General features: G+C 72.7%; 20 protein-coding genes and 1 pseudogene. 1 reads left to right on the top strand and 20 read right to left on the bottom strand.

Going from position 1 to position 19,378, the window contains the following annotated elements; genetic code table 11:
- The 17 genes from A6Q81_RS14745 to hisF form a co-directional block, all read right to left on the bottom strand.
- On the bottom strand, positions 1–2,632 hold a 2,632-nt coding region (locus tag A6Q81_RS14745), incomplete at its 3' end, for a glutamate synthase central domain-containing protein (protein ID WP_286690926.1).
- Between the two features lie 247 nt (positions 2,633–2,879).
- Positions 2,880–3,602 carry a VIT1/CCC1 transporter family protein gene (locus tag A6Q81_RS14740; RefSeq protein WP_067858160.1) on the bottom strand — a complete coding sequence of 241 codons (723 nt, stop codon included), beginning with the start codon at positions 3,600–3,602 and terminating at the stop codon, positions 2,880–2,882.
- Positions 3,603–3,672: 70 nt separating this feature from the next.
- The gene (gene lgt / locus A6Q81_RS14735; protein ID WP_286690924.1) at positions 3,673–4,533 is read right to left on the bottom strand and encodes a prolipoprotein diacylglyceryl transferase; all 861 of its coding nucleotides are present in this window, start codon (positions 4,531–4,533) and stop codon (positions 3,673–3,675) included.
- Positions 4,530–5,327: a tryptophan synthase subunit alpha gene (trpA, locus tag A6Q81_RS14730; protein WP_286690923.1), complete on the bottom strand. Its 798-nt coding sequence runs from the start codon at positions 5,325–5,327 to the stop codon at positions 4,530–4,532. The genes lgt and trpA overlap by 4 nt, the downstream gene beginning before the upstream one ends.
- On the bottom strand, positions 5,324–6,553 hold the full coding sequence (trpB, locus tag A6Q81_RS14725; protein ID WP_067858163.1) for a tryptophan synthase subunit beta: 1,230 nt from the start codon (positions 6,551–6,553) through the stop codon (positions 5,324–5,326). Before trpB ends, trpA begins: the two co-directional genes overlap by 4 nt.
- 86 nt (positions 6,554–6,639) lie before the next feature.
- Positions 6,640–7,446 carry an indole-3-glycerol phosphate synthase TrpC gene (trpC, locus tag A6Q81_RS14720; protein WP_067858165.1) on the bottom strand — a complete coding sequence of 269 codons (807 nt, stop codon included), beginning with the start codon at positions 7,444–7,446 and terminating at the stop codon, positions 6,640–6,642.
- 143 nt (positions 7,447–7,589) lie between these two features.
- The gene (locus A6Q81_RS14715; protein WP_067858168.1) at positions 7,590–8,075 is read right to left on the bottom strand and encodes a hypothetical protein; all 486 of its coding nucleotides are present in this window, start codon (positions 8,073–8,075) and stop codon (positions 7,590–7,592) included.
- A 120-nt stretch (positions 8,076–8,195) separates the two neighbouring features.
- A complete protein-coding gene (locus tag A6Q81_RS14710) occupies positions 8,196–8,855 on the bottom strand; it encodes an RDD family protein (protein WP_286690922.1) in 660 nt (219 codons plus the stop codon).
- Between the two features lie 7 nt (positions 8,856–8,862).
- Complete coding sequence (locus A6Q81_RS14705; protein ID WP_067858174.1) at positions 8,863–9,108, bottom strand: HGxxPAAW family protein; 246 nt, start codon at positions 9,106–9,108, stop codon at positions 8,863–8,865.
- A 38-nt stretch (positions 9,109–9,146) separates the two neighbouring features.
- On the bottom strand, positions 9,147–9,887 hold the full coding sequence (locus A6Q81_RS14700) for a sugar transferase (protein WP_067858177.1): 741 nt from the start codon (positions 9,885–9,887) through the stop codon (positions 9,147–9,149).
- Complete coding sequence (locus A6Q81_RS14695; RefSeq protein ID WP_286690921.1) at positions 9,887–10,648, bottom strand: hypothetical protein; 762 nt, start codon at positions 10,646–10,648, stop codon at positions 9,887–9,889. The genes A6Q81_RS14700 and A6Q81_RS14695 overlap by 1 nt, the downstream gene beginning before the upstream one ends.
- Positions 10,645–11,835, bottom strand: coding sequence for a glycosyltransferase family 4 protein (locus A6Q81_RS14690; protein WP_286690920.1), 1,191 nt, complete (start codon positions 11,833–11,835; stop codon positions 10,645–10,647). Before A6Q81_RS14690 ends, A6Q81_RS14695 begins: the two co-directional genes overlap by 4 nt.
- Positions 11,836–11,933: 98 nt before the next feature.
- Positions 11,934–12,521, bottom strand: coding sequence for a Trp biosynthesis-associated membrane protein (locus tag A6Q81_RS14685; protein WP_067858186.1), 588 nt, complete (start codon positions 12,519–12,521; stop codon positions 11,934–11,936).
- The gene (gene hisI, locus A6Q81_RS14680; RefSeq protein ID WP_202967660.1) at positions 12,518–12,856 is read right to left on the bottom strand and encodes a phosphoribosyl-AMP cyclohydrolase; all 339 of its coding nucleotides are present in this window, start codon (positions 12,854–12,856) and stop codon (positions 12,518–12,520) included. Before hisI ends, A6Q81_RS14685 begins: the two co-directional genes overlap by 4 nt.
- Before the next feature lie 20 nt (positions 12,857–12,876).
- Positions 12,877–14,691, bottom strand: coding sequence for an ABC transporter ATP-binding protein (locus A6Q81_RS14675; protein ID WP_286690919.1), 1,815 nt, complete (start codon positions 14,689–14,691; stop codon positions 12,877–12,879).
- On the bottom strand, positions 14,688–16,490 hold the full coding sequence (locus tag A6Q81_RS14670; RefSeq protein ID WP_353681424.1) for an ABC transporter ATP-binding protein: 1,803 nt from the start codon (positions 16,488–16,490) through the stop codon (positions 14,688–14,690). The genes A6Q81_RS14675 and A6Q81_RS14670 overlap by 4 nt, the downstream gene beginning before the upstream one ends.
- A complete protein-coding gene (hisF, locus tag A6Q81_RS14665) occupies positions 16,480–17,256 on the bottom strand; it encodes an imidazole glycerol phosphate synthase subunit HisF (protein ID WP_067858198.1) in 777 nt (258 codons plus the stop codon). Before hisF ends, A6Q81_RS14670 begins: the two co-directional genes overlap by 11 nt.
- A gap of 32 nt (positions 17,257–17,288) precedes the next feature.
- Between hisF and A6Q81_RS14660 the strand changes: the two genes are divergently transcribed.
- Positions 17,289–17,627, top strand: a complete 339-nt coding sequence (locus tag A6Q81_RS14660; RefSeq protein ID WP_286690918.1) for a hypothetical protein — start codon at positions 17,289–17,291, stop codon at positions 17,625–17,627.
- A gap of 2 nt (positions 17,628–17,629) precedes the next feature.
- Here the strand turns inward: A6Q81_RS14660 and A6Q81_RS14655 are convergent, their stop codons facing one another.
- The 3 genes and pseudogenes from A6Q81_RS14655 to A6Q81_RS14645 form a co-directional block, all read right to left on the bottom strand.
- Entirely contained in the window at positions 17,630–18,160 is a 531-nt protein-coding gene (locus A6Q81_RS14655) for a DUF1707 SHOCT-like domain-containing protein (RefSeq protein ID WP_286690917.1), read from the bottom strand.
- Between the two features lie 2 nt (positions 18,161–18,162).
- A complete protein-coding gene (gene priA / locus A6Q81_RS14650) occupies positions 18,163–18,909 on the bottom strand; it encodes a bifunctional 1-(5-phosphoribosyl)-5-((5-phosphoribosylamino)methylideneamino)imidazole-4-carboxamide isomerase/phosphoribosylanthranilate isomerase PriA (protein ID WP_286690916.1) in 747 nt (248 codons plus the stop codon).
- Between the two features lie 46 nt (positions 18,910–18,955).
- Positions 18,956–19,378: pseudogene (locus A6Q81_RS14645) on the bottom strand (hypothetical protein); the annotation flags it as partial.

Below are 19,378 nucleotides of genomic sequence, written 5' to 3'. Positions count from 1 at the left end.
CCTGGCTGATCGAGCCGTAGCTCATCGCACCGGTGGAGAAGCGCTTGACGATCTCGCTGACCGGCTCGACCTCGTCGATCGGCACGGGGGCACGCACGCCCTCCTTGAAGGAGAACAGGCCACGCAGCGTCATGAGCCGCTCGGACTGCTCGTCGACCCGCTCGGTGTACTTCTTGAAGATGTCGTAGCGGCCCGAGCGGGTGGAGTGCTGCAGGCGGAACACCGTCTCGGGGTCGAAGAGGTGCTCCGGCCCCTCGCGACGCCACTGGTACTCACCGCCCACCTCGAGGACGCGACGACGACCGACGATGCCCTGGGTGGGGTACGCGCGGGCGTGCCGCGAGGCGACCTCGTCGGCGATGACGTCGAGGCCGATGCCGCCGAGCTTGCTCGACGTGCCCGTGAAGTAGGCGTCGACGACCTCGTGCGACAGTCCGACGCACTCGAAGATCTGCGCACCGGTGTACGACGCGACCGTCGAGACGCCGATCTTGCTCATGACCTTGAGGACGCCCTTGCCGAGGCCGTAGACGACGTTGCGCACGGCCTGCTCCGGCTTGACGTCGCGCACGAAGTTCGCCTCGCGGGCGAGGTCCTCGGCCGACTCCAGCGCCAGGTACGGGTTGACGGCCGTCGCGCCGTAGCCGATGAGCAGCGCGACGTGGTGCACCTCGCGGACGTCGCCGGTCTCGACGAGCAGACCGGCCTGCGAGCGCAGCTTCTCGCGCACCATGTGGTGGTGCACGGCCGCCGTGAGCAGCAGCGACGGGATCGGCGCGCGCTCGGAGTCGGAGTGCCGGTCCGAGAGCACGATGATGCGGGCGCCGTCGGCGACCGCGCGCGAGACGTCGGCGCAGATCTCGTCGAGCTTCGCCTTGAGCGCCGCGCCACCGCCGTTGACGTCGTAGAGACCGCGGACCACGTGCACGCTGAACCCCGGCATGTCGCCGTCCTTGTTCATGTGCCGGATCTTGGCGAGCTCGTCGTTGTCGATCACCGGGAACGGCAGCTGCAGCATGCGGCAGGAGGCCGGGCTCGGCTCGAGCAGGTTCGCCTCCGGGCCCATCGTGCCCGCCAGCGACGTGACGACCTCCTCGCGGATCGCGTCGAGCGGCGGGTTGGTGACCTGCGCGAACAGCTGGCTGAAGTAGTCGAACAGCATGCGCGGACGCTCGGAGATGGCGGCGATGGGCGTGTCGGTGCCCATCGAGCCGATCGCCTCGGCGCCCGTGCGGGCCAGCGGGGCGAGCAGGATCCGCAGGTCCTCCTCGCTGTAGCCGAAGACCTGCTGGCGACGCGTCACGGACGCGTGCGTGTGGATGATGTGCTCCAGGTCGGGCAGGTCCTCGAAGCGGACGAGACCGGAGTAGAGCCACTCGTCGTAGGGGTGCTCGTTCGCGAGCCGGGACTTGATCTCCTCGTCCTCGACGACGCGGTGCTCGTCGAGGTCGAGCAGGAACATCTTGCCCGGCTCGAGACGGCCCTTGCGGGTGATGGTGGCGGGGTCGAGGTCGAGCACGCCGGCCTCGGACGCGAGCACCACGAGACCGTCGTCGGTGATCCAGAAGCGACCCGGGCGCAGGCCGTTGCGGTCGAGGACCGCGCCGATCTGCGTGCCGTCGGTGAAGCACACGCAGGCGGGCCCGTCCCACGGCTCCATGATCGAGGAGTGGAACTCATAGAACGCCCGGCGTGCGGGGTCCATGACGTCGTTGTTCTCCCACGCCTCCGGGATCATCATCATCACGGCGTGCGGCAGCTCGCGACCGCCGAGGTGCAGCAGCTCGAGGACCTCGTCGAGGGAGGCGGTGTCGCTGCCCTCGGGGTCGCAGATGGGGTACAGGCGCGAGAGGTCGCCGGGGATCAGCTCGCTCTCGAGGGTCGCCTCGCGGGCGCGCATCCAGTTGCGGTTGCCGCGTGCGGTGTTGATCTCGCCGTTGTGCGCGACGAACCGGAAGGGGTGAGCGAGCGGCCAGCTCGGGAACGTGTTGGTCGAGAAGCGGCTGTGCACGATCGCGAGGGCCGACTCCATGCGCTCGTCGAGCAGGTCGGGGAAGAACGCGTCGAGCTGCTCGGTCGTGAGCATGCCCTTGTAGACGAGCGTGCGCGCCGACAGCGACGGGAAGTACACGCCAGTCTCGTGCTCCGCGCGCTTGCGCAGGCAGAACGCGAGCCGGTCGAGCTCGAGGCCGGCGCGGGGCTGGCCGGCCGACTCGACGTAGAGCAGCTCGAACGACGGCATCGCGCCGCGCGCCATGGAGCCGAGGATGTCGGGCTGGACGGGCACGGGGCGCCAGCCGAGGACGGTCAGCGACTCCTCCGCGGCGATGGCCTCGACGCGCTGCTTGGCCTCGGCGGCCGCGTCGGGCTCGGCCGGCAGGAACGCCAGGCCGACCGCGTAGCTGCCGACCTCGGGCAGGTCGAAGCCCTGCTCCTGCGCGACGCCGCGGACGAACCGGTCCGGGACCTGCAGCAGGATGCCGGCGCCGTCGCCGGTGTTCTCCTCGGCGCCGACGGCGCCGCGGTGGTCGAGGTTGCGCAGCGCGGTGAGGCCGTGCTGGACGATCTCGTTGCTCGGCACGCCCGAGAGGGTCGCGACGAACGCCACGCCGCAGGCGTCGCGCTCGTGCATCGGGTCGTAGAGGCCCTGCGCGGCCGGGAGGGCCGAAAACTTCGGGCCGGTGGTCCGCTGCAGCTCAGGAGGGGTGGATGCGCTCACCGAGAGTCCCTTCTCGCGTCATCATGATGGGTGCTGGACCACCGTGGAAGTGGTCCGACCCTGGGACGACGTTGGCCCAGGACAGCATCCCCACTGTACAGGCTCGGCGGCCGCGCGACGAGGAAGGCGACCCTGTGCAGCGGGTGTGCGTGCGGCGGGGTCAGCCGACGCCGGTGCCGACGGCGTGGCCGATGAGGTAGGTGACGCCGGCCGCCGCGCCGCCGAGCACGAGCTGGCGCAGACCGCCGTACCACCAAGGCCTGCTGGTGACGCGCGTGACGACGGCGCCGCACGCGAACAGCGCCAGGAGCGAGAGCACGATCGTCGGCGCCGACGACGTGGCGCCCAGCACGAGCGGCAGCAGGGGCACGACGGCGCCGGCCGTGAAGGCGAGGAACGACGACGCCGCGGCGACGACGGGCGACGGGAGGTCGTCGGGGTCGATGCCCATCTCCTCCGCCGCGTGCACGGCGACGGCGTGGTCGAGGTCGCGGTGCACCTGCTGCGCGACCTCGCGGGCGGTGGCCTCGTCGATGCCCTTGGCGACGAACGCGGCGGCGAGCTCGGCCTGCTCGGCCGGACCGTTGCGCACGATCTCCTCGCGCTCGATGGCCACCTGGGCCTGCGCGAGCTCCCGCTGGCTGGCGACGGAGGTGTACTCCCCCGCTGCCATCGAGAACGCACCGGCGGCGAGGCCGGCCAGGCCGGCGATGATCACGGGCGTGCGGTCGCTGCTGCCGCCGGTGACGCCCATGATGAGGGCGAAGTTGGACACCAGACCGTCCATGGCGCCGAAGACGGCCGGTCGCAGCCAGCCTCCGGTGACGTCGGGGTGCTCGTGGGTGACGGCGCCCGGGTCGGGCAGCGGCTCAGGGGTGCTCACGGCACGAACCTAGGCCGCGATCGTCCCCGTGTCACCGCAGCGCAGGCTGGCCTGCCCGACGTCGGACGGGTCAGGAGGCGGTGGCGTCCTCGTCGGCGGGCGTGCCGTCCTGCGCGGCACGGTCGCGACGCCGGCTCCACAGGAAGTACGCGAGGGCCGCCAGGAACACGATGACCGCGGTGAACACGTTCAGCCGGACGCCGAGGACGTGGTTGGCGGTGTCGATGCGCAGCTGCTCGATCCAGAACCGACCTGCGGTGTAGAGCATGACGTACAGCGCGAACGCCCGACCGCCCGTGAATCTCACCCGGCGGTCGAGGACGACGAGCAGGGCTGCCGCGGCGAGGTTCCACAGCAGCTCGTAGAGGAACGTGGGGTGGAACGTCGCGAACTGCTCGTACCCGGCCGGACGGTGCTGGGGGGCGATCTCGAGCGCCCACGGCAGGTCGGTGGGGCGGCCGAACAGCTCGGAGTTGAAGTAGTTGCCGATCCGGCCCACCGCCTGGGCGACGAGCAGGCCCGGCGCGAGCGCGTCGGCCACGGCCAGGAACGAGACGTCGTGACGACGGCACGCGATGTACGCGCCCACGGCGCCGCCGGCGATGGCGCCCCAGATGCCGAGCCCGCCGTTCCAGATGTAGAGCGCCTCGATGGCGCGTCGTCCCTCGCCGAAGTACAGCTCGGGGTCGGTGGCGACGTGGTAGATCCGCGCGCCGACGATGCCGAACGGGATCGCCCAGATGGCGACGTCGCTGATGAGTCCCTCACGTCCGCCGCGCGCGACGAAACGACGCTCGCCGATCCAGATGGCGAGCAGCGCACCGACGATGATGCCGATCGCGTAGGCCCGCAGCGGGAAGGGCCCGAGGTGCCAGACACCCGTGGAGGGGCTGGGGATGTAAGCGACCAGGCCAGCGCTCGACAGGCTCATCGGACGACTCCTTCGCGCAGCTCCTGGGCCAGCTCACGGACCGACTCGACGCCGCTGGTCGGGTCGGGCGCGTCGAGCAGACGGCGCACGAACGCGGACCCGACGATGACGGCATCGGCGTACTGGGCGATCTCGTGCGCCTGGGCGCCGTTGCTGACGCCCAGGCCGACGCCGACGGGCTTGTCGGTCACCTCGCGCAGCCGCGCGACGAGCTCGGGCGCCAGCGAGCTGGTCTCCTGCCGGGCTCCCGTGACGCCCATGACGGCGGTGGCGTAGATGAACCCGCTCGCGGCGTCGGCGGTCATCGAGAGCCGGCGGTCGGTGGAGGAGGGTGCGACCAGGTAGGTGCGGTCGAGCCCGTGGGCGCGCGACGCCTCCTCCCACTCCTCGGCCTCGTCGGGGATGAGGTCGGGCGTGATGAGACCCGCTCCCCCGGCCTCGGCGAGGTCGGCGGCGAAGCGGTCGACGCCGTAGCGCTCGACCGGGTTCCAGTAGGTCATGACCACGACGGGCGCGCCCGCGGCGGCCACGTCGCGCACGACGTCGAACGCCTGGCTGGTGCGGAACCCGTTGGCCAGCGCCGTCTCGGCGGCCTCCTGGATGGTGGGGCCGTCCATGACCGGGTCGCTGTACGGCAGACCGATCTCGACGAGGTCGCAGCCGCCCTCGATCATGGCGGTCAACGCGGCGACCGACGTCTCGACGTCCGGGAAGCCGGCGGGCAGGTAGCCGACGAGCGCGGCGCGCCCCTCGGCGCGCGTGCGCTCGAAGAGCGCGTCGATGCTGCTGCTCACTCCTCGACGCCTTCCTCGAGCACGACCGGACCGTCGATCAGGCCGAAGTACTCGGCGGCCGTGTGCACGTCCTTGTCGCCCCGGCCGGAGAGGTTGACGAGGATCGTGGCGTCGGGGCCGAGCTCCTTCGCGAGCTCCACGGCCCCGGCGAGCGCGTGCGCCGACTCGATGGCCGGGATGATGCCCTCGGTCTTGCACAGCAGGTCGAACGCCGACATCGCCTGCGCGTCGGTGGCCGGCACGTACCGGGCCCGGCCGATCGAGGCGAGGTAGGAGTGCTCGGGCCCGACCCCGGGGTAGTCGAGCCCGGCCGAGATCGAGTGCGACTCCATCGTCTGGCCGTCCTCGTCCTGCAGGAGGTAGGAGCGCGCACCGTGCAGCACGCCGACCTCGCCGGCCGTGATCGGCGACGCGTGGCGCCCGGTCTCGTAGCCGTCGCCGCCGGCCTCGACGCCGAGGAGCTGCACGTCGGCGTCGTCGATGAACGCGGTGAACAGGCCGATGGCGTTCGATCCTCCGCCGACGCACGCCACGGCGGCGTCGGGCAGGCTGCCGGTCAGCTCCAGCACCTGGCGGCGAGCCTCGTCGCCGATGCCGCGCGTGAGGTCGCGGACCATCGTCGGGAACGGGTGCGGACCCGCGGCGGTGCCGAACAGGTAGGAGGTGTGGTCGACGCTGGCCACCCAGTCGCGCAGCGCCTCGTTGATGGCGTCCTTGAGGGTGCGGCTGCCGGTCGTGACGGGCACGACCTCGGCGCCGAGCATCTTCATCCGGGCGACGTTGAGCGCCTGGCGCTCGGTGTCGACCTCGCCCATGTAGACGGTGCAGTCGAGGTCGAGGTAGGCACAGGCGGTGGCAGAGGCGACGCCGTGCTGGCCGGCGCCGGTCTCGGCGATGGCGCGGGGCTTGCCGATGCGCTTGGCGAGCAGCGCCTGGCCGAGCACGTTGCGGATCTTGTGCGCGCCGGTGTGGTTGAGGTCCTCGCGCTTGAGCAGCACGCGCGCGCCGACCGCCTCGGAGAACCGGGTGGCGTCGTAGAGCGGGCTGGGCACGTTGGCGTACTCGCGGAACATGCGGTCGAGCTCGCCGAGGAAGGACGGGTCGGCCTGCGCGTCGGCCCAGGCCTCCGCGAGCTCGTCGAGCGGGGCGACGAGCGCCTCGGGCATGAAGCGGCCACCGAAGCGGCCGAAGTGGCCGGTGGCGTCCGGCTGGGCGTAGACGGTCATGGGTGTCTCCCTGGCGTGGCGGGGTGCAGAGGGGTCGGTGGGGCGGGTGCGACCGTCACCATCGCCGCGACGCTGTGGCAGCCACGTCAGGGCCTCTGCTGCAGCGCGGGGTGGGCTCCGGCCGCGACCAGGTCGGCCACGCTGGCGCGGGGGTCGTCGCCACGGACGAGCGTCTCGCCGACGAGCACGACGTGCGCACCGGCGCGCGCGTACTCGAGCACGTCGTGCGGACCGCGGACGCCGGACTCGGCCACCCGGACGACACCGTCGGGGATGCGGGGCGCGAGCCGCTCGAAGGTGTCGCGCTTGACCTCGAGCGTCTTGAGGTCGCGGGCGTTGACGCCGATCAGCTCGGCGCCGGCGTCGAGCGCGCGGTCGACCTCGTCCTCGTCGTGGACCTCCACGAGTGGCGTGAGGCCGATCGACCGGGCCCGCTCGATGAGGCTGACGAGGGCCTGCTGGTCGAGCGCGGCGACGATGAGCAGCGCCATGTCGGCGCCTGCCGCACGCGCCTCCCAGAGCTCGTAGGAGGTGGTGATGAAGTCCTTGCGCAGCACGGGCACGTCGACCTGGGCGCGGACGGCGCGCAGGTCGTCGAGACTGCCGTCGAAGCGGCGACGCTCGGTGAGCACGCTGATCGTGGCGGCGCCACCGGCGGCGTAGTCGCGGGCGAGACCGGCGGGGTCCTTGATGGCCGCGAGGGCGCCCTTGCTGGGGCTGGCCCGCTTGACCTCGGCGATGACGCTCACGCCGTCGGCGCGGAACGTCGGCATCGGGTCGAGCGCGGGCGGCTGGAGCCGTGCCTGCTCCTTGAGCTGCTCGAGGGAGCAGGTGGCCTGTCGGGCGGCGCGGTCCTCCGCGACGCCCGCGAGGATGTCGTCGAGCACCGTCATGGCCACCTCCTCGTCAGGGTTCGAGCTGCTCCCCCGAGGGTACCCGCGCAGCAGGCGGACGACGGCCCTGGGTCCTGGCGTCCGCACGCGCGACCGCCCCGGTCCGATCGTGCGGGATCGGGCCGGGGCGGCGGGCGTCCGGCTCAGGCCTTCTTCTTGAAGTACGCGTTCGAGTCGGGGCGGTAGAGGAAGACGACGATGGCGATGCCGATCGCGAGGCTGACGAGCGAGAGCACCAGCAGGACGGGCGGCTGGCCGCCCAGCTGCGCCAGCGACCCGAGCACGCCGATCACGATGAGGACCGTGTAGACGATGCGCGCCCAGTTGGCGCCCTTGCCGATGAAGTAGGCGAACAGCGCCGCGAGGCCGACGCCGATGATCAGGCCGAAGACGACGGCGCCGATGGCGCCGATACGGGCCGCGTCACGGTCGATCGTCGCGCCGGAGCCGGCGTTGTCGATCGCCTGGTCGATGAGGTCGTCGAGCATCGCGAAGGCGAGCACCGCGGAGAGCAGGCTCAGCGCGACGTTGGCCCAGATGAGCTTGACGGCGGTGGCGACCGACGCCGGGCGCGGGCCCTTGCCCTCGGGTCGGTACTCCGGCTCGGGACTGGCGGGGAACGGCTCCATGGATCTCTTCCTCCGGTCGGGCCGGGTGCTGCCCCGGCTCTGCCACCATCCAAGCGTGGCGCGGACGCCGGGTCCAGCCGAGCAGTACCTGGCGTGTCGGGCTTGACGTAGCGGGACCGGTCAGGTGCGGATCGGGAACGTGCCGACGGCGAGGTCGTGGACCGTCTGCCGCGCGTCGTTGCCCAGAGGCCACAGCAGGTCGACGAGCAGGCCGACGAACGTCCACTGCAGGAACAGTCCGATCATCCACCGGAAGAAGCCCTCAAGGGGTCCGGTGACGGTGCCGTCGCGTCGCACGATGCGCACGCCGACGAGCTGCTTGCCGAGGCTCTCGCCGCGGTAGCCCACCCGCAGGCCACGGTTCCACGCGTCGAAGGCGAGGAAGGCGACGACGGCGAGCCCGGTGATCACGAAGCCGCCCGGCTCGACGTCGGTGACGGTGTCGGTGGCCTCGTCGTACCTCGAGCCCGAGAAGGCGACGACGAAGCCCGCGACGAAGGGGATGCAGGTGATGACGAACGGCACGAGGAAGTCGACGAACGCCGCGGCCACGCGGATCCACCACCCGGCCGGCTCGGCCGCGGGCGCGACCGGCGGGGCGGCCGGCAGGGCCGGCGACGACGCGGCCGAGGTAGCCGCCACCGGGTGCGGCGCACCGGCGACGTCGCCCTCGGGCGCCTGACCGGGGTAGGTCGGGTACTGCGGGGCGGGGGCGGCGGGCGGCGGCGTCGGAGCGTCCGACTCGGGCCGCTCGCCCCAGGCGGGCCCGTCGCTGCTCACGTGAGGGTCAGTCCGTGACGCCGCGGTGCTCGTCGACGCCGTGCGCCGTCGCACCGTGGCCGGGGGCGCGCTCGGCGCCGAAGCCCATGCGCGACATGACCAGGCCGAGCGGTCCGGCGATCACGGCGAGCGCCGCGCCGATCGTGAAGGGCACCCAGTGCGGCTCGGGGATCAGAGCGATCCCGCCGATGGTGAAGCCGGCGAGGCAGACCAGGACGGCGGTCCAGGACGCGGGCGACGATCCGTGCGACATGCAGCTCTCTCTCCTGCGAGGGGGACGACTCCGACAGCCTACCGGTGCGCGGCGGCGCCGCTGGCGCGACCTCCTGCGGAGCGCGTCGAGCCGGTGGGCGCGAGCGCGTACGAGCGCGAACGTCCGGAGTGGCGGGCGATGAGGGCGTGCACGGCGCGCGCATCGCGGTCGCGACCGATGCCCAGGACGCCGAGGATCGTAGCCGCCAGGATGACGATGTCCAGGCGCGCCTGGTAGCCGTTGAGGCAGGCACGGCAGTAGGCGGCCTCGAGGTCGAGGCGCTCCGCGTCGCCGAGCGCCTCACGACCGACCAGCTGCGCCGGTCCGGTCAGGCCCGCGCGGGTGAGGAAGCGGTCGGAGACCTGCGGGAACTCCTCGCGCAGGCAGTCGATGACGTTCTGCGGCAGCGGCCGGTTGCCGACGACGCTCATGTCGCCGCGCACGACGTGCCACAGCTGCGGCAGCTCGGTGAGCGCGAACCGCTCCACGAACCGGCCGATGCGCGTGTACAGCGGCGAGTCGGCGGGGATGTTGAGGAAGCGGGTGGTGTCGTCGACCGGGACGGTGTCGCGGTTCACGAGCTTGTCGGCGTTGCGCACCATCGTGCGGAACTTGGTGAGCAGCACGACCTCGTCGCTGCTGACTCGACGGCGCGAGCGGTAGAACACCGGACGCCCCTCCGCGAGGAGGATGCCGGCCGCGACGGTGAGCACCACCGGCACCCAGACGATCGCCCCGACGACGGTGAGGAACAGGTCGAGTGCGCGCTTCTTCCACATCAGGGGGCCACCTTCGGGTCGACGAGCTCGGGGGTCGGATCGACGCGTCCGGGCCGGACGGCCTGGACGACGAGGGAGAGGGAGCGCACCAGCAGCCACAGGCGCGCGTCGAGGCCGACGACGCGACGACGGCCGAGCGGCTGCGACGACCGCAGCGCGCGCTCGACGTGCGCCGCGACGCGGTCGAACCGCGCGTGCAGCCGGTGCCACGGTCGCGTGCCCTCCCCCGCGGCCAGGAGCCGCCCGGGGTAGAGCACGTCGAGGCGTGCGTGCGGGTGGGCGGCGACGAGCTCGAGGAGCAGCTGCTCGACGAGGCTCTTCGCGCCGCCGTAGTAGCGCCGGTCGGGCGTGGGCGCCAGCGCGACCACCGAGGACACGAGGAGGATGCGGACCGGACGGCCGTCGGCGGCACCGAGGACGCGGCGGAGCAGTCCGAGGTCGCGGCGCAGGCCTGCGACGTCGCGGTCGTGGTCGGGGACGCCCGGGTGGACCGGGCCCAGCGCGCACACCGCGACGTCGACCGCCGACGCGTCGGCCAGCCGTGAGCCCAGGTCGTCGTCCTCGACGTCGAGCACGTCGGCGCCTGCGAGCGCCGCCGTGTCGTCGGCGTGCCGCGAGACGGCGAGCACAGGTCCCTCGTGCCGCGCCAGCAGGCTGCGGCCGACACGCGTGCGCGGGCCGACGACGACCAGCGGCACGGCGCCGCGCCGCTCGGGCTCGGCGCCCGCCTGCACGGTGGCGTCGCTCGTGACGGCGGTCATCGCGCACCCCGCTCGAGGACGGCCTCGAACCGGTCGGCGCAGCCGGCCAGCGAGAACTCCTGCTCGGCGAGCTCACGCGCCTGGGCGCGCACGGTGTCGCGACGCTCGTCGTCGGCGAGCAGGGCGTCGACCCAGGCCGCGGCCGCGGGCAGCGAGGTCGCCTCGGGACGGCCGACGTGACCGCCGGCGCGCTCGACCAGGTCGGAGGCGGCGTTCTCCTCGGGCATCAGGCCGACGACGGGACGGCCCGCGCACAGGTAGGACAGCGTCTTGGACGGCACGGAGAACGCGCCGGCCTGCTGGTCGAGCAGCACGACGAGGACGTCGCCGCTGCCGAGCACCTCGGGGAGACGCTCGTAGGGCTGGAACGGCAGCAGGGTGAGCGGGACGTCGAGCCGGTCGGCCTCGGCGCGGATCACGTCGGCCGCCGGACCCTCGTTCACGACGACGAGCCGCACGGGACGACCGAGCTCGCGCACGGCGGCCGTCAGCCGCACCAGCAGGGCCGGGTCGTGCTTGAGGCCGAGGGTCCCGGAGTACAGGAGGGTCTGGACGTCGTCGAGCTCGTGCTCCACGGCCCAGTCGTTCTTGCGCTGGACCGGCACGATCTCATCGAGCGGGGCCCAGTTGGCGATGACGGTCGTCTTGTGAGCCGTGCCCCACCGCTCGTGCACCGGGACGAAGGAGTCGGCGATGACGACCACCTGGCTGGCACGCCGCGACGTCCAGCGCTCGGCCAGGTCGAACGCGAGCGCGACGGCGCGGAAGGAGCGCGAGAGCTTGGCGCCGGCGAAGGACCGGACGGCCACCGAGTAGACGTCCTGGTGCCACAGCACCCAGGGCTGGCGGAACAGCGCCATGGCGGCGGCGAAGACGACGAGCGTCGGGATCTGCACGTTCGACATGAGCGCGACGTCGGGGCGGACGCGGCGCACGTGGCGCACGAGCTCGACGCCGAGGCGCACCTCGAGCAGGAGCCGCTGCACGAAGCGGCGCTTGTCGAAGACGATGCCGTCGCCGACGGTCTCGAAGCGGATGGTCTCGCCGGGCTGGGCCTTGAGTCGGCCCTTGCCGGAGACGTAGGCGTTGCAGGTGGAGTGCGTCACGTCGTGCCCGCGCCGGGCGAGCTCGCGGCTGAGCTGGGCCTGGAACGGGTGCCCGCTGTAGTCGTGCACGAGGACGCGCATTCGACCTCCACTCGTGGTCACCGTCTCTCGGTGTCGCACGGGTCAACGAGGCGCGGCACCCAGGGTTACGTCCGCGACGGCTCGTGGAGGGACTTTCGTCACACGGTCGGGTCGCGTCCCTCGTCGAGCGCCTTCCACGGGTCCTCGACGACCGGTCGGCGCGACGGTGCGTCGTAGCGTCCGCTCATCCCGGGCCAGCCGCGTCCGTGCCGCACCACCAGGGCGCCGAGCAGCGCCGCGACCACGAAGCCTCCGGCCGCCACGAACGGCCACGGCGAGGTCGCGACGCGGCCGAGGTCCTCACCGGTGAACGCCGGCGACTGCTCGGCCGCGCCCACGAGCGCGTCGCGCGAGCCGTCGCCCGTGCCGCCGAGCACGCTGAGCACCGCGCCACCGACGCCCAGGAGGACGACCAGCACGCCCACGACCCACCGGCCCCGGCCGCGCGTCGCGAGCACGGCGAGCGCCGCGGTGACGACCACCACCGCCAGGGCAGCGGCCAGCGGCGCGACGTCGCGGCCCGTGACCACGACGTCGGCGGGCGGGAGGCCCTGGGGCGCGAGCCGGGTGCTGGCCCACGTGCGTCCGAGGGCGACCCAGGCCACGCCGCCCGCGACCAGCAGGCCGAGCACCGACGGCGCGTACAGCCGACGGCCGCGGGTCGGCGCGGCAGCGGGTGACGTCACAGCAGCCGGTCCGCGTCGAAGCAGGTGGTGGCGCCCGTGTGGCAGGCGGGGCCCTCCTGGTCGACGACGACGAGCAGCGTGTCGCCGTCGCAGTCGAGCCGGACCTCGCGCACGTGCTGCACGTGGCCGGAGGTCTCCCCCTTCACCCAGTACTCCTGGCGGCTGCGGCTCCAGTAGGTCCCGCGGCCCGTCGTGAGCGTGCGGTGCAGCGCCTCGTCGTCCATCCAGCCGACCATGAGGACGGCGTGCGTGCCGGCGTCCTGGACGACGGCCGGCACGAGGCCGGCAGGGTCGCGCTTGAGCCGTGCGGCGACGGCGGGGTCGAGGGAGCTCACGGGTCCATCCTCCCAGAGGGTCAGTCGGCGACCGGGGCGATGCCCAGCGACGCCTGCGCCACCCAGCTGGCGTGCAGGCGCGCGTACACGCCGCCGGCCTCGACGAGCGCGGCGTGCGACCCGTCCTCCACCAGCCGGCCGGCATCGAACACGAGCACCCGGTCGGCGTTCTCGGCCGTGGTCAGCCGGTGCGCGATGGTGACGCTCGTGCGCCCGTCGAGCAGCGTCTCCAGGGCGCGGGTGGCGCGCAGCTCCGTCTGCGGGTCGACGGCGCTGGTGGCCTCGTCGAGCACGAGGAAGTCGGGGTCGGCGAGCGCCGAGCGCACCAGCGCCACCAGCTGCCGCTCCCCCGCCGACAACGACTCGCCACGCTGGCCGACCGGCGTGTCGAGGCCTCGCGGCAGCGTCGCGAACCAGTCGGTGAGCCCCAGGTCGGCCACCGTCGCCAGGAGCACCTCGTCGGACGCGTCCCGCCGGCCGTAGCGCAGGTTCTCGCGCAGCGTGGCGTCGAACAGGAACCCCTCCTGCGGCACCATCAGCACGTGCCGCCGAAGGTCGTCGAAGGCGACCTGCGTGATGTCGGTGTCGCCCAGCCGCACGGTGCCGCGGGTCGGGTCCATGAGGCGGGTCAGCAGCTTCGCGAACGTCGTCTTGCCCGAGCCCGTCTCGCCCACGACGGCGATCCGCTGCCGTGGCTCGATGACGACGTCGACGTCGGAGAGCACCTCCGGTCCGCCGGGGTAGGCGAACCCGACGCCCTCGAAGCGCGCACCGAGCACCTCGTCGGGGAGCGCGAGCCCGTCGGGACCGGGGTCGACGACGTCGGCGGGCGTGTCGAGGAGCTCGATGACGCGTCGCCAGGACGCGATCGCGTTCTGCGCCTCGGTGAGCACCTGGGTGGCCATCTGCGCCGGCCCGACGAGCAACCCGACGAGGAACGCGAAGGCGATGACGGTGCCCATCGACAGCCCGCCCGCCACGCCGATCACGACACCGGCCGCGATGGCGCCGGCGTTCGCCAGGCCTCCGGCGAGCCCCGCCGACGCGAACGTGACGGCGACCAGCTTCTGCGCGCGGACGTTGGCGTCGAGGTTGCGCTGGATGCCGTCGTCGACGCGCTGCTGCGTGCGCTCCTCGATGGCGTGCGCCTTGACGACCGACGCGCCCACGACGGGCTCGGCGACCACGGCGAGCATCTCACCGACCGTCCGGCGGACGGTGTCGTAGGCGCGGCTGAGCCGTCCGGCGAAGAACTTCAGGCTCATGACGAGGGGCAGGAAGCAGGCCCACACGACGAGCGTGAGCTGCCAGGAGTAGAACGCCATGATGATCGTCGCGACCAGCATCTGGCCGATGCTGATGACGATGGTGATGCCGGTGAACTGCAGGAACAGGGACACCTGGTCGACGTCGGAGGTCACCCGCGAGACGAGGGCGCCGCGCCGCTCGGCGTTCTGCGTGAGCATCGACAGGTCGTGGACGTGCCGGAACGCGGTGACCCGCAGCTCGGCCAGGCCGCGCTCGCTCGCGACGAACAGCCGCACCCGCATCCAGTAGGCGACGACGGCCGTCAGCAGCACGAGGACGAGCGCCCCGAGGAGGTAGGGCCCGATGGCGGACAGCGACGTCGTGCCGCCGTCGCCGAGACCGGAGTCGATCGTGCGCTGGATGACCACGGGCACCACGGAGCCGCCGACGGTGCTGAGCACGGCCAGCAGAAGGGTGAGCCACAGGCCGTCGCGGATGGCCGGCGAGAGCGCGAGCCCGCGGCGCACGATCTGACCGCCGGTGGCGCGCACGGGTGCGACGCCGGGGAGCGTGGTGTCGCTGCTCATGCGCTCGCCTCCCTCGCCTGGTCGTAGGCGTCGACGAGATCGCGGTAGACGCTCGACCTCTCCAGCAGCTCCTCGTGGGTGCCCCGCTCGACCACGCGGCCGCCGTCGAGCAGCACGACCTCGTCGGCGAGGGAGATGGTGGCCTTGCGGTAGGCGACGACGAGCACGGTCGGGCCGCTGCCGTCGGACGTGCGCTCCGCGAGCGCCCGCAGGATCCGCTGCTCGACCTCCGGGTCGACCGCGCTCGTCGCGTCGTCCATGACGAGCAGGCGGGGTCGGCGCACCAGGGCGCGGGCGAGCGCGAGGCGCTGGCGCTGGCCGCCCGACAGGGTCGTGCCGCGCTCGCCGAGCTGGGTGTCGAGCCCGGCGCCGAGGCGTGCGACGAACCCGTCGGCCTGCACCGTGCGCAACGCCTCCCACACGTCCTCGTCGGGGACGTCGAGGCCGAGCGTCACGTTCTCGCGGACGGAGTCGTCGAACAGGAACGTGCCCTGCGGGACGACGGCGACGGTGCTGGCCAGCGCGCCGTGGTCGAGCGTGCGCAGGTCGAGGCCGTCGACCTCGACGGTGCCGAGTCGCGGGTCGACGAGCCGGGACAGCAGCGTGGTGAGCGTGCTCTTGCCGCTGCCCGTCGCTCCGACGAGCGCGGTGACGCTGCCGCGGGGCACGTGGAGGTCGACGCCCTGGAGCACGTCGTGCTCGGCGTCGTCGAAGCGGTGGGCCACGCCGCGCAGGCGCAGGTCGACCGCTCCGGCGCCCGGGACCGTGCCGTCGCCGTAGGCCATCGACCCCGTCGCCTGCAGCACGTTGTCGACGCGGTCCCAGCCGACCACGCTGCGCGGCAGCTCGCCGAGGACCCAGCCGATCGCGCGCACGGGGAAGGCGACGACCGTGAACAGGTACGCGACCTGCACGACGTCGCCCGGCTCCGCGGCACCGCTGGCGACCCGGCCGACGCCGAGGACGAGCACGAGGAGGATGCCGAGGTTCGGCAACGCCTCCAGGAGCGGGTCGAAGATGCTGCGGATGCGCCCGACCGCGATGTTCGCGTCGCGCAGCTCGTGCGTGGCCCGCGTGAACCGCTCGGTCTCCTCGGCCTCGCGGCCGAGCGACTTGACGACCAGCGCGCCGTCGAAGGACTCGTGGGCGACCGCGCTGAGGTCGCCGCGCAGCGCCTGTGCGCGGGCCACGCGCGGCGACAGCCAGCGCTGGTAGAAGACGTTGATGCCGAACAGTGCGGGGAAGACGACGAGGCCGACGATCGTCAGCACCCAGTCGGCCTCGACCATGGCGACGAGCGCGGCCGCGAGCATCGCGACGACGCCGACGGCCATCGGCAGCGGCATGAACACCGCCCACGCGGCCTCGACGTCGGCGTTGGCGTTGGAGAGCAGCTGCCCGGTGGGGTGGCGGTGGTGCCACGACATGGGCAGCGCGAGGTACTGGCGGGTGACCTTGCGGCGGTAGGTGGCGACGAGCCGGTAGTAGACGATGCCGCCGATGAGCCGACGGGCGATGACGCCCAGGGCGCGCAGGGTCGCGACGGTCAGGAACAGGCCGATGGCCGTCCACAGCGCGCCCTGGGCCACCTCGCCCCGCGCGAAGGAGGGCCGGATGACGTGGTCGGTGGCCCAGCCGAGCACCCAGGCGTCGGCGACGGTCATCGCGCCGAACAGGACGCTGCCGACCGCCGAGACGGCGAACAGCCCCTTCTGCTCGACGATGCCGCGCCCGAGGAGGCCGAGGCCCCGGCGCATCATCCGGTCCTGCTGGGCCGACCCGAGGTCGCTACCTGACACGGTGTCCAGCTGCTCGCAAGGTCTCTTTCACCTGTCCGATCGTGAGCTCGCCGAAGTGGAACACGCTCGCGGCGAGCAGGGCGTCGGCACCGGCCTCGACCGCGGGAGCGAAGTGCTCGAGCCGTCCGGCACCACCACTGGCGATCAGTGGCACCTGGGTAACGCTGCGGACCGCCCGGATCATTTCCAGGTCGTAGCCCGCCTTCGTCCCGTCGGCGTCCATGGAGTTCAGCAGCACCTCGCCGACGCCCAGCTCCTCCGCACGACGCACCCACTCCACGGCGTCGAGACCGGCGCTGCGTCGACCGCCGTGCGTGGTCACCTCGTAGCCGCTCGGCTGCGCCCCGTCGCCGCTCGTGGGGCTGCGTCGTGCATCGACGCTCAGCACCAGCACCTGGTTGCCGAAGCGGTGCGCGATCTCGGCGATCACCTCCGGTCGCGCGATGGCGGCCGTGTTGATGCCGACCTTGTCCGCGCCGGCGCGCAGCAGCCGGTCGACGTCGTCGACGGTGCGCACCCCTCCCCCGACGGTCAGCGGGATGAAGACCTGCTCGGCCGTGCTGCCGACGATGTCGAAGGTCGTGGCGCGGTCGCCGCTGGAGGCGGTGATGTCGAGGAAGGTCAGCTCGTCGGCGCCCTCGGCGTCGTACACGCGGGCCATCTCCACGGGGTCGCCGGCGTCGACGAGGTCGACGAAGTTGACGCCCTTCACGACGCGTCCCGCGTCGACGTCGAGGCAGGGGATGACACGGACGGCGAGGCTCACCCGCCGAGCCTACCGATGGCTATGCTTCCCCGGTGCCTGCGACCTACCAGTGCTTCCTCTGCCGCGGCACGATCGACGTCACCTCCGACGACGCGATGGTCGTGAACGTCCACCGCCGCATCTCCGAGGACGAGTGGGGCGACGACTGGTTCGTCGACGCCGCGAAGGACACGTTCCGGTTCTGCTCCCAGGCGCACCTCGCGGAGTACATGGAGCGGTTCCCGCTGCCGCCGCCGAACGCCGGGGTCGTCGATGACGACCACATGTCGGTCGGCGACTGGGTCGGCTGCTTCGTCCTCGCGCTGCTCCTGCTCGCCCTGCTCGTGGGCGCCGTGTCCGGGCTGGTCGGCCTGGTGTCGCGCCTGACCTGAGCTCAGTCCTCGCGGCGTCGACGACGCTTGCGGGCGATCTTCTCCTCGAGCTCCTCGACGTGCTTCTCGGGGTTGAGCCGGTGCGACAGGTACCCGACCCCGACGGCCAGCACGGGGAACACCGGCCAGAAGAACAGCAGCTCCCCCGCGGCCACCGACGTCGCGCCCCAGATGCCGACGAGCAGGACCGAGAGGGCGACCCAGCCGGTGCGCATGCCGCGCAGGTCGCGCTCGAACGTGGCCAGGGCCTCCTCCCGCACGGTGGCACCCTCGGGAGCACGACGCGCCCGTCGGGCGGGTGTGCGGCTTGACGCGAGGTCCTCGAGCAGCGGCAGCACCTGGCCGAGGCGGACGACCTCCAGGGCCGCGTCGACGCGCCGCTCGTACTCGGCGGTGTCGACCTTCCCGGCGGCGTAGGCGTCGCGCAGCGCGGCGAGCACGACGTCGCGGTCGGCGTCGGAGGCGCGCAGCGCGACGTGGGCGGGATCGCGTGGGTCCGCCTCGAAGCGGTCCCACACCGGTCCCGCGGCCACGGTCAGGCCTCCGGTCGGGCCTGGCCGCGGGTCAGGGCGAGCGCGTCCTCGAGCGTGAACTGTCCGGTGTACAGCGCGGTACCGGCGATGGCACCCTCGACGCCGATGTCGACGAGACCCATCAGCGCCTCGATGTCGGCGAGGGTGGTGACGCCGCCGGACGCGACGACGGGCCGGTCGGTGCGGGAGCAGACGTCGCGCAGCAGGTCGAGGTTCGGTCCCTGCAGCATGCCGTCCTTGTTGACGTCGGTGACGACGTAGCGGGCGCAGCCCTCGGCGTCGAGGCGGGCGAGCGTCTCGTGCAGGTCGCCGCCGTCGCGGGTCCAGCCGCGTGCGGCGAGGGTCGTGCCGCGGACGTCGAGCCCGATGGCGACCCGGTCGCCCCACTCGGCGATGACCTTCGCGCACCACTCGGGGTTCTCGAGCGCGGCGGTGCCGATGTTCACCCGGCGGCAGCCGGCGTCCATGGCGGCCGCGAGCGACTCGTCGTCGCGCATGCCGCCGGACATCTCGACGTCGATGTCGAGGGTGCCGACGATCCGCGCGAGCAGGTCGCGGTTGTGCCCGTGGCCGAACGCGGCGTCGAGGTCGACGAGGTGGATCCACTCCGCGCCGGCCGACTGCCAGCGCAGCGCAGCCTCGACGGGGTCGCCGAACCGCTTCTCCGACCCGTCCACCCCCTGCACCAGCTGGACGGCCTGGCCGCCCTTGACGTCGACGGCGGGCAGCAGCTCCAGGTAGTCACTCACGCGGGCGATGCTATCGACGCCCGCTCGCGCCCGGCCGCGGCCTGTCTCATCGGGGTCGGTACTGGATGTGGTCGGGGTGGGTGTGGTGGATCTCGACGAACTGGATGGTGCGGTCTCGTCGGGTCCAGGCGCGGGTGAAGGCGGTCTCGGCGTCGATGGTGCGGGTGGGCAGGTGCCAGTGGGCGTTGCCGTCCCGGTCGTGGCTGACGGTGAGTGCTCCTCGGGTCTTGAGTCCGTGGTGGGGTGGGCAGCGGTGGTGCAGGTTCGCGGCTTCGGTGGGTCCACGCTGCTGGCCGGGTGGTTGTCCTGGTGGTGGGTGGGGGTCGTAGGGGATCTGGTGGTCGGCGTCGCAGGCGATGGCGGGTCGGGTGCAACCCGGGACGTCGCACGTGCCGTCGATCAGGTTGAGTGCCCTGCGGAGGGGTTGGGTGGGGAAGCGGCCGAGCTCGGTGACGTCGAGGATGCCGCC

Source organism: Aeromicrobium sp. REDSEA-S38_B2 (assembly GCF_001628525.1).
GTDB classification, from domain to species: domain Bacteria; phylum Actinomycetota; class Actinomycetes; order Propionibacteriales; family Nocardioidaceae; genus Aeromicrobium; species Aeromicrobium erythreum.
Note: the sequence above shows the minus strand (reverse complement) of the source record. Positions and strands in the feature narration are given on the sequence as shown.

What these genes read in the sequence shown, in the direction of transcription:
- lgt (WP_286690924.1), bottom strand. Translation starts at nt 4,533, where the DNA reads ATGAGCCTGTCGAGCGCTGGCCTGGTCGCTTACATCCCCAGCCCCTCC.
- trpB (WP_067858163.1), bottom strand. Translation starts at nt 6,553, where the DNA reads ATGACCGTCTACGCCCAGCCGGACGCCACCGGCCACTTCGGCCGCTTC.
- trpC (WP_067858165.1), bottom strand. Translation starts at nt 7,446, where the DNA reads ATGACGGTGCTCGACGACATCCTCGCGGGCGTCGCGGAGGACCGCGCC.
- A6Q81_RS14715 (WP_067858168.1), bottom strand. Translation starts at nt 8,075, where the DNA reads ATGGAGCCGTTCCCCGCCAGTCCCGAGCCGGAGTACCGACCCGAGGGC.
- A6Q81_RS14705 (WP_067858174.1), bottom strand. Translation starts at nt 9,108, where the DNA reads ATGTCGCACGGATCGTCGCCCGCGTCCTGGACCGCCGTCCTGGTCTGC.
- A6Q81_RS14700 (WP_067858177.1), bottom strand. Translation starts at nt 9,887, where the DNA reads ATGTGGAAGAAGCGCGCACTCGACCTGTTCCTCACCGTCGTCGGGGCG.
- A6Q81_RS14695 (WP_286690921.1), bottom strand. Translation starts at nt 10,648, where the DNA reads ATGACCGCCGTCACGAGCGACGCCACCGTGCAGGCGGGCGCCGAGCCC.
- A6Q81_RS14690 (WP_286690920.1), bottom strand. Translation starts at nt 11,835, where the DNA reads ATGCGCGTCCTCGTGCACGACTACAGCGGGCACCCGTTCCAGGCCCAG.
- A6Q81_RS14675 (WP_286690919.1), bottom strand. Translation starts at nt 14,691, where the DNA reads ATGAGCAGCGACACCACGCTCCCCGGCGTCGCACCCGTGCGCGCCACC.